The sequence below is a fragment of the Fibrobacter sp. UWB15 genome (genome assembly GCF_900177705.1).
In the GTDB taxonomy this organism is placed as follows: domain Bacteria; phylum Fibrobacterota; class Fibrobacteria; order Fibrobacterales; family Fibrobacteraceae; genus Fibrobacter.
Window position 1 is genome coordinate 14,276 of the sequence record NZ_FXBA01000013.1, and the last position, 14,613, is coordinate 28,888.

Sequence of the window (14,613 nt, forward strand, 5' to 3'; positions counted from 1 at the left end):
CCATTTTTTTGCGATTTCCAAATGGCTTTAAAGTCGCAAATTGCGACTCTAAACGATGACCACAAGATTTTGAGGTCACAATTTGTGACCTCAAAAAGAGCGAAAAATCGCGCTAAAAAAAGGAGTTTTTGATGAAAAATGACGAAAAACCGCTAGAACCCACTGTCGAGGACATGCCGATTGCCCGGCAAATACTTGTCATCCGGGATAAACAGGTCATGTTGGACCGCGATTTGGCAACGCTCTACGGGGTGGAAACAAAGGTGCTTAACCAGGCAGTTAAGCGAAATCAGGAACGTTTCCCTGAAAGGAATTGCTTTCAATTAACCCGTGATGAATTACCCAATCCTTCAAAGTCACAAATTGTGACTTTGAACGTTAGCGGAAATAAGCGTGGAAGTAATGTAAAAAAGCTCCCATTCGCCTTCACAGAGCAGGGAGTCGCCATGCTTGCATCTGTATTGCGCAGTGAAACCGCGGTGCGCATTTCGCTCCAAATCATGGACGCTTTCGTCGAGATGCGGCATATTTTGCTCAGGAACGGCGGTCTGGTCAACCGCCTGTCCAACATGGAGTCCAAAATGCTCGAGCAGGACGCGCGTTTGCTGGAGCACGACCATAAATTTGACACAATTTTCGAGGCGATGGACCGCGGCGAGCTCAAGTCGAAGGGGCTCTATTACAACAACCAGGTGTTTGACGCCTATGTGTTCGTATGCGGGTTAATCAAGCAGGCAAAAAGACGGATTGTCTTGGTGGACCGCTACGTGGACGAGAAGGTGCTCGCGATGATGCTCAAGCGCGGCGAGGGCGTGTCGGCGACCATCTACACCTACGACAAGAGCAAGGTTTTCGAGGTGGACCTAGCGACGTACAACGCGCAGTATGCCGACTGCCCGCTCAAGGTTCTGCCAAGCTACGGGATGCACGACCGTTTCTTGTTTATTGACGATACAGCATACCATTTCGGGGCTTCGCTGAAAGACCTGGGCACGAACACGTTCTTCTTTAGCAAAGAAGAATTCACGCTGGAGGAAGTGCTGAAGAAGTCGGAAGAAAAACGGATTGAACTGGAACAGCAGCCGAGATGAACACATCAACTTGTAAGGGATACTTACAAGTTGCCCATGAAAGGGCGGCAAAAATGAAAAACAGTTGCTTTTACACGTTGTTTATACTATATTTTGTATTTGTATCAACTGCGAGGCGCATATGGCGATGTCAATTCTACAAATCCGTGTAGACGATAATCTCAAGAACGAGGTGAGCGACCTGTTCGAAAGGCTCGGGATGGACATTCCGACCGCAGTCCGCATTTTCTTCAAGCGGGCTATCATCGAGAGGGGACTTCCGTTCAACGTGAACGAAATCCCTTCTGCCACCACGCAAGACAACAGTCGGCTGATGCAAGCCCTGTACGCGCTCAACGACGAGGCTCACAAGAACGGGACCGCCGGGATGAGCGAAGAGGAAATCGAGGCCGAGATCAAGGCGGCTAGGGCCGAGAGGAAAAAGAAACATGGTGTACGCAGTCGTTGATACTAGGCATTACCCAAAAGAAGTATATTCCCATTATTGACAGCAATATTATTGAGGAATATCGGGAAGTCCTACAAAGGGGAAAGTTTAATTTCTCGTTAGAGTATCAGAATTCTTTTATTGACGAGATTTCAAAATACGCGGTCAATGAGCCGGTAAAAGAGTCTGGTGTTGTTTTGCCAGATATGGATGACAAGATTTTTTACGATGTAGCCTTCGCTCATCAGGATAAGAAAGCCTTTCTTGTGACGGGGAATTTAAAACATTTTCCAGGATGCCCTTTTGCAATATCGCCCAAGGATTTTTACGAACTGATTAGGCCTACTCCGTCGGGATTTGTCGTAAACGAGTCTCGCATCGATTACGACGTTTCCAGGCTGATGCAAGCCCTGTACGCGCTCAACGACGAGGCTCACAAAAACGGAACCGCCGGGATGAGCGAAGAGGAAATCGAGGCCGAGATCAAGGCTGCAAGAGTAGCCCGAAAAAAAATGATTACCCCCCAAACCCTTCCAGCACTTTATACAGCAGGGTGTACAAGGTCTTTGCTTCGGTGTCGGAGAGGTTGACGCAGCTGGCCATGGACTTGGGGACGCTCGCGGCTTTGCGCTTGAGCGATTCGCCTTGGTCGGTGAGGCTTACGGAAAGGCAGCGCTCGTCGCTCTGTTCGCGGGTGCGCTGGATGTAGCCCTTGGCTTCGAGCTTTTTCAGGAGCGGGGTGAGCGTCCCGGAATCAAGGAACAGCTTTTTGCCGAGTTCAGACACGTTGCACTTCTTTTCTTCCCACAGCACGAGCATCGCGATGTACTGCGTGTACGTGAGGTCAAGCGGCTCCAGGTACGGAGCGTAGCGGCGCGTGATTTCCTTGGACGCGGCATACAGCGGGAAGCACAGCTGGTTTTCGAGTTTTAGCTGGGGGCAGTTCATGGTAGCTCCTAGAGCAGCTTCTCGACGCAGGCGCGCACATCGTCCATGTCGGCGGTGGGTTCAAAACGCGCGACCACGTTGCCTTCACGGTCAACCACGAACTTGGTGAAGTTCCACTTGATGTCGGGATTTTTCTTGTAGTCCTTGTCGATGCTCTTGAGCAAAAGCGCCATGGCGGCGGCCTTCACGCCAAAGCCGAAGCCTTCAAAACCCTTCTGCGATTTCAGGTAGGTGTAGAGCGGCAGCTCGTCGGGGCCGTTCACGTCGGACTTTTTCATTTGCGGGAATTCGGTGCCGTAGTTGAGCGTGCAGAATTCGTGGATTTCGTCGTCGGTGCCGGGGGTCTGGCCCTTGAACTGGTTGCAGGGAATGTCGATGACTTCGAAGCCCTTGTCGTGGAAGTCGGAATACATCTGTTCGATAGGCTTGTAATGCGGGGTGAAGCCGCAGCCGGTCGCGGTGTTCACGATGAGCATCACCTTGCCCTTGAAGTTTGCGAGCGGGACCTGGTTGCCCTTGCCGTCGGTGAGGGTGAAGTCGTAGATGGTTGCCATAATGAGCCTCCGTTTTTGTGGGTGTTGCTGACGGTGTTTCATCGTATTTGATCGTATACAATTTAATTTTATAAAATTTATTGTCAAAAGTCAATAGGGTTAAGCAAAAAAATGCTTTTTTTTGTGATTTTTCTATTTTTACGCCCATGAAACGTATCGAGGTCGTGGCAGGCATCATTTGCGACGGGGCGCCGCATTCGGCAGAAACCCGATTTTTTGCCACGCAGCGCGGGTACGGCGACTACAAGGACGGCTGGGAATTCCCGGGCGGCAAGGTGGAACCCGGCGAAACCCCGCAGCAGGCCCTGGTTCGCGAACTAAAAGAAGAACTCGCTATCGATGTAAATGTCGGCGAATTTCTCTGTACGGTAGACTACGACTACCCCGCTTTTCACCTGACCATGCACTGCTACTTTTGCACCATCGCAGGCAACAAGGCGCCGGAACTCCTGGAACACGAGGCGGCCCGCTGGCTTACCCGCGCAGAGCTGCACAGCGTAAACTGGCTGCCGGCCGATATCGAAGTCCTCAAAACGCTCGAAAAAAAGCGCTTTTAAACGGCTTTTACACAAAAAGATATTTACCAACGTTGTTTTTTCACTCAACGAAAGTTATCATACATATATTGCCCGGTTTTTAGGCCTATTATATATTAAAGTCTAAAGGAGTGATTTATGAAATCGATGAGGTTACCCGCGATTGCAGTTTCTGCGATTTTGGGCTTTGCGGCTTGTTCCGACGACAAGGGGACGGGAACGGATCCTAATGCGACCCTTCCGTCAACTGATCCCTACGGCTATAATGTTCCTGACGTTCCCGGTTACGATATTCCCGGTAGCGATATTCCGGGCGGCAATGTTCCCGACACCGGGATTCCAGGTAGCGAAAATCCTTACGGAGATGTTCCTGGCAGCGAGATTCCAGGCGGTGCAATTCCGGGTGGCGATGCCCCTGGTACAGAAATCCCGGGCGGAGATGTTCCGGGTGGCAACTTGCCTAGCGCAATTTCCAGTTCGAGCACCTCGATTCAGGGTGGCGACGCCCCTGTCCTTAGTTCCAGCAGCGTAGCCGGCACCGTGCCGGGCAACGAATCCGGTGACGACGAAAACGACAACGAAGATTCCAGAACCCTGAACGGTACGCAGATTCTCTTGAAACTCGCAGGGACTTCGGCGACAGTCGAAAACAACAACGGCTGCGTCGATGTCGCCGACAAGAGCGCCACAATCACCTGCCCAGGCGCCTATTACGTTACCGGCGAAGCTTCTGATTTCCAGGTGGTGGTGAACACGCCGGGTGCCGAAAAAGAAGGCAATACCGGCATCTACCTTTACAATGCGACTTTGAAGAGCCAACATTCCCCGATTCTCGTGAAGAACGCCGACAAGACGGTACTCCACTTGGTAAAGGGTACTACCAACGTGGTCGAAGACGGCAACGGAAACCACTTGTTCACAACAGTCAACGGCAAGCAAGATACCGCAAAGGCAGCCATCTATTCCAAGGACGACTTGAATATCAAGGGCGCAGGCACCTTGACTGTCAAGGGCAACTTCAAGAACGGTATCCAGTCCAGCAACGACCTTAAAATCAAGAACGGCAACATTACCGTGGTCGCCAACGAAAATGCAATTAAGGGCAAAGGCAGCCTGCATATTTCGGGCGGCATTTTGAATGTGACCGCCAAGCAAGGCGACGGCCTTGAAAGCGACGAATGCGTCGAAAATGCAGACGGCTCGTTCAAGGACACCGTGGCAACCAAGGGCGTCGTAGAAATTTCGGGCGGCAACATTACCATCAAGGCAGGCGACGACGGTATCGACGCGGCCAACTACGTGATGATCAGCGATTCCACCGAAGAGGCCTCGTTGAAGATTACCGCTACCGGCAAGGGGCTTGCAGCCGAAAAATACATTTACGTGAACGGCGGCACGCTCGAAGTGAATTCCGATGACGACGCCTTGCACACGCATTGGCAAGTCTACTTGAACGGCGGTAACGTGACCGTGAGTTCCAAGGACGACGGTATCCACGCGGATTCCGCTTTGTACATGAAGGGCTCCACCATCAACGTGGTCACGGCCAGCGAAGGTATCGAAGCTTACAGGATTTTTGCTGAAGGGGGTATTACCTCGACATTTGCAACGAACGACGGCTGGAACGGCGCAGGCGGCCCGAAGGATCCGGGCGCCGGCGGATATTCTGCATTCAGCGAAAGCGGTGGCCACATCGTGATTAGCGGCGGTTACCACTATATTAGCGCCAAGGGCAACATGATCGACGTGCTAGACGCCAACGGCTCTGCAAAAATGACCGGCGGCGTAGTGATTCTCGAAATCACGGGCGAAAGCTACGAGAACCAGGGCGGATTTAACTTTGGCGGCTGGGGCGGTGGATTCCCCGGTGGCGGGGGAGGCGGTAACGGCGGTTGCTCAGAAAACATGGCCGGCGGCCTGATCGATACCGATACGGGTTTCGATATCACCGGCGGTGTGCTCCTTGCATTCGGCAACTACTCGACAGACCTCCCCAACTGTTCCCCCGTTACCTACAGCAACTCTAGTTACTATGGTACCGACAAGGCTGCATTCAAGCCCACGTACCAAGGCAACGCCATTATTTACGGCGGCGAAGTTCGCTCAGTCGGTCAGGTGCAAACCAACGGCATGACAGAACTTAAGTTCCCCAACGGCGTAAGCTACATGTACAAGTAAAAAGGCGACCCGGTGTAAACGGGTCGCGAACGCGAACAAAAAAACAAAGAACGCCTGGTTATACCAGGCGTTTTTGCGTAAGTGAGCGGTTAGGCGCGAGCGGCCCTAGAACTGTTCGAAGAACTTGTGGACTTCTTCGGGCACCCAGGTGCTTTCCCAGTTCCAGCCTACGCCCATGTTACCGGTGTCATGCGCAGTCCACTGGTGGTCACCCGGCCAGCTGCACCACTTGACGGGGAAGCGTTCGTCGACCGTCGTAAAGTCGTAGCAGACATGTCCCGTATTGCCACTGATTTCCTTGGGTTTTTCACTGCTTGCGTCGGTGAAGTCGCCGTTGGCATCGGCCTTGCCGTTACGCTTCAGAATGCGCGGGAGGGCGCTGTTTTTGGCGCGGTTGTAATCGCAGCGGCCGTCGTTCACGCCGTGGACGTTCATCCAGGCGATGGGCAAGTCCTTCATGTTGCTGCCTTCGGGGAGCCAGATGTTGTAATCGGCCACAGCGTAAGTGGCAGCGGCACGCACGCGGCTCTGCATGTCCTGCATCAAGGAATAGCTGAACATGGCGCCGAAGCTAAATCCCGTAATGAACACGCGGCTCGTGTCGATACAGTAGTTTTCGTTCAAGGTAGTAAGCGTCTGGGCAAAGAAATCGTGGTCACCCTGGCCCTTGGTCCAGACACCGCCAATGGCGTCGAGCGAAACGAAAATGTAGTCGCCGTTCTTGTCGAGCACCTGCTGGCCATAGTACGGTGTCGGATGGTCGTAGTCTGCTTTGTGATGCACAAAGTCTTCGCCGCGGCTACCGTAGCAGTGGAGTGCAAACAGCACCTTGTGCGGTTTTGTATTGTCGTAATTCTTGGGGAGCGTGATAAAGTAGTCGCGGGTGTCGCTGCCTACCCTGATCTGGAAGTGGTCGCCGTTTTCGACGCTATTGACCTTTTGCAGTTTGGAATTGGTGCCGCAGCCCTTACTCGGAGTCGGCGAGTTACCGAGAGCGTAACCGAACTTGAAAGTTTCTTCGGTAGACACTTCGTTCATCTTGATTGCGACAGTCGTATCGAGATTCGGGAGGAACACCTTTACGGTTTCGTAGCCTTCGAACGCGACACTCAAGGTATCCTTTTCGACGCCGTCGACCTTCATGAGTGCCTTGCCGCCTTGCCTGAAGGAGCCCGAATAGTTGCCTGTGGCGTTAAAGCGGATGGATTCTTGCGCCGAGCCGAGCTTGACGCGGGCCAGATAAGTGCCTTGCGACTCGATGACGGAATTCAGGTCCACCGAACCGGAACCTTGCAGCGTCTGCGCAAATACCTGGTTTCCGACCATGTCGAAAATCTTGACTTGCACCGGAGTAGTGCCACTTTGCGTAAAGTTCAAGACACCGTTGGCAAGGCTGAAATTGCCGGCGCTACGAGCCGCGTTCAAATGGGCCGATTCTTCCTTGAAGGTGAATTTGCCCTGGGCGTCGGTGGTGGTGGCCTTGTTCCTTTTGAGAAGCTTTACATCTGCACCTTGAATGGCGTTGCCGTCTTTAGTGGTAACAGTACCGTTTAAGGTATATGCAAATGACATTCCGCAAAATGCCAAGAGGCATGCAGCCGTAATTAGATTAGGCGCTTTCATAAACTTGTTGACTCCTTATTAGTTTGCTCCACAACAAGCACATCCTCTATAAAACTAATCTATAGCTAAACCGAAATCGCATAGGGAAACGCTTTGCCCATGGACGATCCGTCTATAAAAATATGTTTACGTACGCTAAATTTGCCGAAAAACCGTTAATTTGTATCCAAACTTTTATTTCGGATGTAATAAAAATAAAAGTTGAAATTAAGAATATTTTTCTATATTTGGGCGCGCCAAATTAATTTGGAGGAAATATGAATAACAAGGTTCTTGCTACTACCACAGTTGTGGTCTTGTCAAGTTTAATTTCTAGCGCCTGGGCCGCAAGACCCGAAGGCGAGCCGACTTGCAGTTTTGTGGGTGGGGCATTCTACAAATCCAACAACACCCTGTATCTGGAATCGGTCAACGACGAAAACGCAAAAGTCGAAGTCGATAACGATGCCGCGAATTGCATCAGCAACAGTAGAAGCGGCAACTTCAAAGTCATTGTTGAACGCAGCACGGCTCTGGCAGCAAACTCTACCATCACCTTGCCGGTAAACTACCAGTCCGCAAACGAATGCGTCGACCTGTACGAACCCCTCAGCTACGGCAAAGACGAAAACGGCATGTGGATTTCCGCCGAAAAGCATGACATTGCCGACGGTACCGCCCACAGGCCCATGCTGATGATTACCGATATTAGTAAAGATGAATGCAAGGGTATCAAGGAAATCGAATTCACGGCAACCGGCGTGAGCGCCTCTACGCAGACTTCCGTCGAGCTTACATTAAGAAGCGAAGTCAGCAATCAGAGCGACTGGCTTATGCGCGGCTCTTACAGCTTTATCCGCTGGGACAAGGACAATGCCGAATTGGGCAGTGTTTACGGCTATGCCGCCAAGACCAAGGGTAAAGTCGAAGCCGGCCAATTCACCAAGGTCGGTACAGGTGCCTTTGTTCCGCCGCTGCGCGCTTACCTGGTTTACAAGGGCGACAAGGCTCTTCAAAAATCCACTGATTCCGCTGCCTCCGTGCTGCCCGAAACGATTGACGTGAAGCTCATCGACAAGGGAAACGGCACGACCCGCCTTGCTCGCTGGAACATGGCCACGGGCGAAATCGTAAAGGTGAACGGTTGGTTCGATCTCAAGGGTCGCAAGCTGAACAGCAAGCCCCAAAACAAGGGCATGTTCATCGGCAACACCAAGGTCCAAAAGTAATTATTAGGGGTTGATTATGGAAAAGAAAGAATACAAAGCACCGGAAATGGAAATCGTAGATTTCGAAGCTCAGGCATGCCTGCTCTCTGGCAGCAGCGAAGAACCATGCGACGCTGAATACTGCGACGAACTCGGCTAAAAAAATGAATTAAAGCCATTTAAGGAACCGTCGGCATTGCCGACGGTTTCTTTTTATTACATTTCCTTTGTACTAACAAGAGGAGTAAAATGAAGAGTTTCAAAATAATGGTTTCCGCAACAGCCCTGGTGGCAGCCCTTACAGGCTGCGGAGACGATTCCAGCAAAGTCGTAGCCGTTATCGACCACGAAGGGAATATCGCCACAGACAGTAGTTCCAGCAAAGGCAATACAAAGTCTTCTAGCAGCGTTGCAAAAGATAGCGGAACAGAAATAGACAACACCTACAGCAGTTCAAGTCAAAGCGACGTAGAAACCGACGAAGACTACGAGCACGGCTATGTCGGGTACATAAGCGACAGAAGCATCGATCCGATTGTGGGCGGAGTCGTGCGCACCTGGAAACCCACCGAAAACGGCCTGGTGATGGTCTCTGTAGACTCCATCGACAAAGAAGGGAAAGTCAAGCTGAACACCTCGCTCGAAGGGTTCAACCTAGTTGAAATGCAGAAAGACGACCTCAAGTCTATGAGGTGGCTGTTCTTCCGCGAAGGCATGGAAAGCGGAATTTACGTGGCAAAAGAAGGCGTCACCGTAACAGGTATCATCAGCGAAAAAGGCGAAGCTGTCGCAGGCGCCAAACTTAAGATTTTAGACAAGGAATCTACAACCAACAGCAGCGGCGAATTCGAATTCGAAGGCCTTCCCGATGGCGTCCACTTCATGACGGTGGAGCATAACGGAGAATCCCGCATTTACCAGGTACAGACCACCCGTACGGTGCGATTCACCGAAGAACAGATTGTCAACAGGATTAACTGGGACTACGGCGTTTACACCCTCTTGACCGGTTACGAAGACTGGTCCAGCGGCCGTACCGTTGTTGGTAACACCTTCGGCCTGGTCGGCCCCACCTACTTCTTTACCGATTCTTCGCAAGGTGGCAACAGCCGCTTTAAAGGCAACGTAGAATTCGCCCACGCCGAAAAATTCAAGCAGGATGACCAAATGGGCGTCTACATGTACTTTAACGCCGATATCGACGAAGAATTCGAGAACCATTTTGCCCTTACAGGATTCATTCTCGGCGAAGACGATCGCGAACTCGGTGACGACAACTACGCCTATTTTGACATTAGCGAAGCCTCGGGGCTTTCTTTTGACGCCAAGGGAACAGGCAAGCTGGTCGTGCAGCTAGTCGTCCACAACAGCGACGGCAGCACCGATTACGTAACGCCGGCAGGTATCGAACTCACGGAAGAATGGAGCGTCTACAACCTCCCCTTCGACGAGCTGCGTTCCAAGCTTACGGCGGTAGAGGCCATCAACTTCGCCCTGACCGAAGACGGCGAACTTTACCTCGACAACGTGAGACTCGACGGAATTGTCCCCACCAAATGGCCGCTTTTGGGCAAAAGGCTCTAATTTGAGCCGATTTTAGGCGCCCTCCCCTATTGCAAAAAAGACAATAAAATCTTTTTCGCCCCCCTTAAAACCCCCTATAAAAGGGGGTATTTTTTATGATGGTGTAATAGAACTAGAGGATGGCAGTATGAACTTCAAGTTTATTTCTATGGTTTTGATGGCGGCAGCCCTTGCGGATGCGGCCGTAAATTTGGGCGTAAGCCTTGGTGATAGCATCAAGCCGGTGACCCATGTGGCCACGGGCTCGCTTTATGGCCTTACCGAAACACTCCCGAGCAATATCGAAAAAGATGTCGCTCCCCTCAAGCCGAATGTGTTCCTTTCGCCGGCACGTAGCGGTAGCGGCCGCCAGCAGGGCATCGGTGGCGCATTCCTTGTGGCCCCACGTGTCGAAAGCATCGGTGCCAAGATCCAGATTCGCCTGGCCGACGTTTTGCCTGGCTGGCCTTACAAGTTCCAGAACATGGACCACTGGAAAAACGAAGTAAAATCTGTCATCAACGACAAGCTCAAATCGAACAACAAGAATTTTGACGGCTACGAGATCTGGAACGAACCGAACGATACGTGGAAATCGAGCATCGACTTCAATTCCGGTCTTTGGAAACAGACTTATGATCTGATTCGCCAGATGGACCCCGGTGCAAAAATTATCGGACCTTCTTATTCGTTCTATCACGCTTCGAAAATGGAAGAATTCGTTAAGTACTGTTCGCAGAACAACTGCATGCCCGATGTGGTGAGTTGGCACCAGTGGGGCTCGGGTGGTTTCGTGGGCTCTGTCGAGACCTACCGCAATCTCGAAAAGAAGTACAATGTGTCTCCGCGCCCGCTGAGCATTAACGAATATTCTTCGACGGAACACTCCGAGGAGGGCTGCCCCGGAGTGTCCGTCCCGTTTATTGCCAAATTCGAACGCCACGGTGTCGAAAGCGCCATGATTTCTTGGTGGTTCGTACCGCTGCCGGGTCGCTTGGGTAGCTTGCTGACCTCGAACAACGAACGCGGTGGCGGCTGGTGGCTCTATAAGTGGTACGGCGACATGAGCGGCTACATGGCAAAGGTGACCCCGCCCAACGACAAGAGCGATGGCGTCGACGGCTTTGCCGCCCTCGACAAGAAGAAAGGCTTTGCAAGCATTGTGCTCGGCGGTAACACCAAGGGCGATGTGAACGTGAATATTTCGGGTATTCCGGCCGCATTTGGCAACAAGGTGAATGTGACTGTAGAATACGTAGTGTGGGAAAACAAGGACAAGGCCGTCCCTTCGACAAATTTGGTGTCCGACAAGGAATACGACGTGAGCGACGGTAAGATTACGGTGCCGGTGAACATCACAAATACCAAATACGGCTACCACATCAACATTACCTCCATTATTCCGCAGGCCCCGTACAAAGATGTCGCCACTGCAATTCCGGGCAAAGTCGAAGTCGAAAATTACGACGTAGGCGGTTCGGGCAAGGCATACCTCGACAAAGATGACGACAACAAGGGCGGCGAGTACCGCGACGACGCTGTGGATATCGTAAAGGCAGGCGACGGTTACGCCATCGGTTACACGCAAGAAGGCGAATGGCTCGAATACACCGTGAAGGTGGCCAAGTCCGGCGAATACGACGTGAGCGCAAACTGTGCCACCACTTCTGAAAATGCGGGCTTCAAGCTCTATGTCGATGGCAACGCCGTTACAGACAACATCATCGTATCGCAAGGCACCAGCTTTGATACCTATACGGTTCTTGAGGCAGGCAAGGTAACGCTTTCTGAAGGTGAACACGTGCTTAAGGTGGAAATTGTCGGAAACTACGTGAACATCGATTGGCTGAATTTTGCGGATCCTTCGACGACAGCGATTGCCGCTCGCGGGCTGCAAACGGAATCGCTGCAGTTCGCGCAAAAGCCGATTGCCTACAGCGTGTTCGATATGCAGGGCCGCCTCGTGGCAAAGTTCATGGCCTTAAGCGCCCAGGAACTGCAAGCGAAAACGACAGCAGCGGTCAAGCGTTCTGGCACTTATTTGGTAAAGCCGCAAACGGGCAGGCAAATGCAACGCGTTACGGTCAAGTAAAATTTCAGGTAAAACTACCCGACAATGACTTTGTAGAATTCAAGGAACTGCGCGGGGGACAATTCCTCGGCGCGAACCGTTGTAGGGTAATCCAGGAGCTCGATAGCTTCCTGGATTTTCTTTTTGTCGTAAGCGCGGCCGAACGAATTGGCGAGGGTCTTGCGCTTTTGAGTGAAGGCGGCGCGCACGAAGTCGAAGAAGCCTTCGGGAGCCTGCAAGGCGTCTGCCTTGGGCGTTAAAAGCATCGTAGCACTATCGACATTCGGGCGGGGCGTGAAATGCTCCGGCCCGATCTTGCGTAAAATCTGGGAGTCGGCGTATGCAGACACTAAAACAGAGAGGCTGCCGTAATTGCTGCTGCAGGGGCTTGCGCAAATGCGTTCGGCGACTTCGAGCTGCACCATTCCCATAAAGCCCTTGGTCAAGTGCAGTTTCGGCATCAAGCCCGCGATAATCGCAGTCGACACATTGTAGGGCAAGTTACCTGTAACCCACGGTTTTTCGTGAGCATCTAAAAACGCCTGCAAGTCGAACTTCAGAAAATCAATGTTTTCGATATGGAAGTTTTCACGGCCCTGGAATTTTTGTTGCAAAAATTCCACGCACTGCTCGTCGATCTCGACGGCAGTGAGTTGCACGTCGCGCTCAAGCAAATGTTCCGTCAACGCGCCGTGCCCAGGGCCGATCTCAAGCACCCACTCGCCCGCTTCGGCAGGCAAATCCCCCGCAATCATCTGTGCGGTAGGTACATCCAAGAAATTCTGTCCAAATTTGCGACGGCGGGCTCTATCCATAAAAAACAAATACTCATTAGAAATTGATGAACATTCCAATCGAAGTCATAACCTCGTCAGTAGAAGAGAACGCCCCGAAGGGATTGCTCAAGAACTGCTTGGTAAAGGCGACTTCCAATGCGGCCATTTCGTATTCCAGACGCATACCCACATTCGCCGTGGTTATACCCGAAGAAATATCCATGGACTTGGTAGACACCTTGTTGATGTAGGAATCCCTGTAATGGAACACATCCCACTGGTGAGAGGCGCTACCGTAAGCAACCACGTGGCTACCCAGCATCACTTCGCCCAAAATGTTGGGAGTTGCCACCAAGGCGTACTCATTATGCCTGCTGCACACATTCTTGATGCGGTCGTAGGTGGCCAAGGGGGCAGCCATATTCAAGCCCATGAACACGCGGGCCTTTTCGTGATTCAAAATGGCACCGCCAAAATTGAATTCGGGAACCACTTCTACACGGGTCGTCGAGTCCGTCGTGTGAATCGTCGTTGTCGCAAGATAATACCTGCCGCCCTTTTCAAACATGCTCTTTTCGGTCAACGAATTTTTGGAATTGTAACGGGCAACGCTCAAGGCCGCACCCCAAGAAATCCTGCCAGGCTTCGAAATAATGAACTGGCCTCCAAAATTCCAAACGTCCGATTCGATTTCCGTTCCGGAACCCGTAATCGATACATCACCTTCCGGCTGGTAGTAAGCCAGGCGAAGCGCCATATCCAGGCCAGCAAACCTTGCAGACGCGGTTCCACCCAAAGCCGTACCGGCCGACGTCGCCTTCATGGTTTGTTCGGCGCCAGTTTCGTCGTCATCGATATAGCTCCACTTTTTGCCCACAGCCGCCCGCAACATCACACCAAAGTTTTCCTTGGCCAAACCTGCAGTCAAAAGCGCCAGGTCATAGTTGTTGTTAAAGGCAACGAAGTAAGTCATACTCTGTCCAAAAGACACGACACCTTCTTGTTCGACAGGTTCAAAGTAGGCAAAGCGACGATTGAACATCTTGTGCGGGAACCACATTTCACCACCCACTGTCGCGGCGGCAGCTTCATTTGCAACCGGGTTGTAGGAATTGCCGTGCAAAATATTGTCAAGCGGACTTGCGACAGGTTCATCCTTTTTTGCGACCGGAACCGAATCCACCTTTACAGCGGGAGTATCCACCACGGCAACAGACACTGTATCGACAGGGGCAATGGAATCCACCTGGGGCTTTGCGGAATCGGGAGTAGCCACAGCCACCACTTCTTCGCTCTTCACGGAATCAGCAACCGGAGCCGTCGTGGAATCTGCAACCGAGGCTACTGTGGAATCAGAAACCGGAACCGCCGCCGAATCAACAACCGAGGCCACCGTTTCTGCAGTCGCTTCTGCAACCGCTTCGCGGTTTTCTTCAATCAACTCCGGTTCAGCATTCTGGGCCGTAGAATCTACGACAGCAGAATCTGCAGGAACAATTTCGGGGGCCGCCACCTCGGGCGCTTCAGCCACGGGTTTAGCCTGCGTAGAATCCGGCACCGTCGTAGAAGCCGGAACCACTTCCGTCTGCGCCAAGGCACTTACCGAGGCAAACGTCATGAGAGTTACAATATGCTTTGCGATTTTCATGTAAACAAATC

Annotated in this window: 14 protein-coding genes; 9 read left to right on the forward strand and 5 right to left on the reverse strand. The window is 51.9% G+C overall.

All coding sequences use genetic code 11. The annotated features are described in order from the left end of the window. The first annotated feature begins 173 nt into the window (after positions 1-173). From B9Y58_RS13340 to B9Y58_RS15185, 3 genes are all read left to right on the forward strand, one after another. Positions 174-1,091, forward strand: coding sequence for an ORF6N domain-containing protein (locus B9Y58_RS13340; protein ID WP_255370617.1), 918 nt, complete (start codon positions 174-176; stop codon positions 1,089-1,091). 121 nt (positions 1,092-1,212) lie between these two features. After that, the gene (locus tag B9Y58_RS13345; RefSeq protein ID WP_072807962.1) at positions 1,213-1,539 is read left to right on the forward strand and encodes a type II toxin-antitoxin system RelB/DinJ family antitoxin; all 327 of its coding nucleotides are present in this window, start codon (positions 1,213-1,215) and stop codon (positions 1,537-1,539) included. After that, entirely contained in the window at positions 1,536-2,108 is a 573-nt protein-coding gene (locus B9Y58_RS15185; protein ID WP_085534942.1) for a PIN domain-containing protein, read from the forward strand. Before B9Y58_RS13345 ends, B9Y58_RS15185 begins: the two co-directional genes overlap by 4 nt. Here B9Y58_RS15185 and B9Y58_RS13355 read toward each other — a convergent pair. Both B9Y58_RS13355 and B9Y58_RS13360 read right to left on the reverse strand, forming a co-directional pair. Beyond that, positions 2,035-2,466: a MarR family winged helix-turn-helix transcriptional regulator gene (locus B9Y58_RS13355; protein WP_073058069.1), complete on the reverse strand. Its 432-nt coding sequence runs from the start codon at positions 2,464-2,466 to the stop codon at positions 2,035-2,037. The genes B9Y58_RS15185 and B9Y58_RS13355 overlap by 74 nt on opposite strands. A gap of 8 nt (positions 2,467-2,474) precedes the next feature. Beyond that, positions 2,475-3,020 carry a glutathione peroxidase gene (locus B9Y58_RS13360; protein WP_073058067.1) on the reverse strand — a complete coding sequence of 182 codons (546 nt, stop codon included), beginning with the start codon at positions 3,018-3,020 and terminating at the stop codon, positions 2,475-2,477. A 146-nt stretch (positions 3,021-3,166) separates the two neighbouring features. Here B9Y58_RS13360 and B9Y58_RS13365 point away from each other — a divergent pair, with 146 nt between their 5' ends. After that, on the forward strand, positions 3,167-3,577 hold the full coding sequence (locus tag B9Y58_RS13365; protein ID WP_073058066.1) for a (deoxy)nucleoside triphosphate pyrophosphohydrolase: 411 nt from the start codon (positions 3,167-3,169) through the stop codon (positions 3,575-3,577). Between the two features lie 117 nt (positions 3,578-3,694). After that, the gene (locus B9Y58_RS13370) at positions 3,695-5,734 is read left to right on the forward strand and encodes a carbohydrate-binding domain-containing protein (protein WP_073058064.1); all 2,040 of its coding nucleotides are present in this window, start codon (positions 3,695-3,697) and stop codon (positions 5,732-5,734) included. A gap of 105 nt (positions 5,735-5,839) precedes the next feature. On the opposite strand, the gene B9Y58_RS13375 is transcribed toward B9Y58_RS13370, so the two are convergent. Beyond that, positions 5,840-7,357, reverse strand: a complete 1,518-nt coding sequence (locus tag B9Y58_RS13375) for a T9SS type A sorting domain-containing protein (RefSeq protein WP_073058062.1) — start codon at positions 7,355-7,357, stop codon at positions 5,840-5,842. A 257-nt stretch (positions 7,358-7,614) separates the two neighbouring features. Between B9Y58_RS13375 and B9Y58_RS13380 the strand changes: the two genes are divergently transcribed. The 4 genes from B9Y58_RS13380 to B9Y58_RS13390 all read left to right on the forward strand — a co-directional run bounded on the left by B9Y58_RS13380 (position 7,615) and on the right by B9Y58_RS13390 (position 12,199). Further along, positions 7,615-8,565, forward strand: coding sequence for a hypothetical protein (locus B9Y58_RS13380; protein ID WP_073058059.1), 951 nt, complete (start codon positions 7,615-7,617; stop codon positions 8,563-8,565). A gap of 16 nt (positions 8,566-8,581) precedes the next feature. Continuing rightward, complete coding sequence (locus B9Y58_RS15045) at positions 8,582-8,704, forward strand: hypothetical protein (RefSeq protein ID WP_255370616.1); 123 nt, start codon at positions 8,582-8,584, stop codon at positions 8,702-8,704. Positions 8,705-8,793: 89 nt separating this feature from the next. Next, positions 8,794-10,128 carry a carboxypeptidase-like regulatory domain-containing protein gene (locus B9Y58_RS13385; protein WP_073058048.1) on the forward strand — a complete coding sequence of 445 codons (1,335 nt, stop codon included), beginning with the start codon at positions 8,794-8,796 and terminating at the stop codon, positions 10,126-10,128. A 127-nt stretch (positions 10,129-10,255) separates the two neighbouring features. Then, complete coding sequence (locus B9Y58_RS13390; protein ID WP_073058037.1) at positions 10,256-12,199, forward strand: cellulase family glycosylhydrolase; 1,944 nt, start codon at positions 10,256-10,258, stop codon at positions 12,197-12,199. Positions 12,200-12,213: 14 nt separating this feature from the next. Here B9Y58_RS13390 and rsmA read toward each other — a convergent pair whose 3' ends face one another. Together rsmA and B9Y58_RS13400 are read right to left on the reverse strand one after the other, a co-directional pair. Then, a complete protein-coding gene (rsmA, locus tag B9Y58_RS13395; RefSeq protein ID WP_073058035.1) occupies positions 12,214-12,993 on the reverse strand; it encodes a 16S rRNA (adenine(1518)-N(6)/adenine(1519)-N(6))-dimethyltransferase RsmA in 780 nt (259 codons plus the stop codon). A gap of 16 nt (positions 12,994-13,009) precedes the next feature. After that, a complete protein-coding gene (locus B9Y58_RS13400; protein ID WP_073058033.1) occupies positions 13,010-14,602 on the reverse strand; it encodes a hypothetical protein in 1,593 nt (530 codons plus the stop codon). Positions 14,603-14,613: the final 11 nt, after the last annotated feature.

What these genes read in the sequence shown, in the direction of transcription:
- B9Y58_RS13345 (WP_072807962.1), top strand. Translation starts at nt 1,213, where the DNA reads ATGGCGATGTCAATTCTACAAATCCGTGTAGACGATAATCTCAAGAAC.
- B9Y58_RS13400 (WP_073058033.1), bottom strand. Translation starts at nt 14,602, where the DNA reads ATGAAAATCGCAAAGCATATTGTAACTCTCATGACGTTTGCCTCGGTA.
- B9Y58_RS13375 (WP_073058062.1), bottom strand. Translation starts at nt 7,357, where the DNA reads ATGAAAGCGCCTAATCTAATTACGGCTGCATGCCTCTTGGCATTTTGC.
- B9Y58_RS13340 (WP_255370617.1), top strand. Translation starts at nt 174, where the DNA reads ATGCCGATTGCCCGGCAAATACTTGTCATCCGGGATAAACAGGTCATG.
- B9Y58_RS13380 (WP_073058059.1), top strand. Translation starts at nt 7,615, where the DNA reads ATGAATAACAAGGTTCTTGCTACTACCACAGTTGTGGTCTTGTCAAGT.
- B9Y58_RS13360 (WP_073058067.1), bottom strand. Translation starts at nt 3,020, where the DNA reads ATGGCAACCATCTACGACTTCACCCTCACCGACGGCAAGGGCAACCAG.
- B9Y58_RS13390 (WP_073058037.1), top strand. Translation starts at nt 10,256, where the DNA reads ATGAACTTCAAGTTTATTTCTATGGTTTTGATGGCGGCAGCCCTTGCG.
- B9Y58_RS13365 (WP_073058066.1), top strand. Translation starts at nt 3,167, where the DNA reads ATGAAACGTATCGAGGTCGTGGCAGGCATCATTTGCGACGGGGCGCCG.
- B9Y58_RS13370 (WP_073058064.1), top strand. Translation starts at nt 3,695, where the DNA reads ATGAAATCGATGAGGTTACCCGCGATTGCAGTTTCTGCGATTTTGGGC.
- B9Y58_RS13385 (WP_073058048.1), top strand. Translation starts at nt 8,794, where the DNA reads ATGAAGAGTTTCAAAATAATGGTTTCCGCAACAGCCCTGGTGGCAGCC.
- rsmA (WP_073058035.1), bottom strand. Translation starts at nt 12,993, where the DNA reads ATGGATAGAGCCCGCCGTCGCAAATTTGGACAGAATTTCTTGGATGTA.
- B9Y58_RS13355 (WP_073058069.1), bottom strand. Translation starts at nt 2,466, where the DNA reads ATGAACTGCCCCCAGCTAAAACTCGAAAACCAGCTGTGCTTCCCGCTG.
- B9Y58_RS15045 (WP_255370616.1), top strand. Translation starts at nt 8,582, where the DNA reads ATGGAAAAGAAAGAATACAAAGCACCGGAAATGGAAATCGTAGATTTC.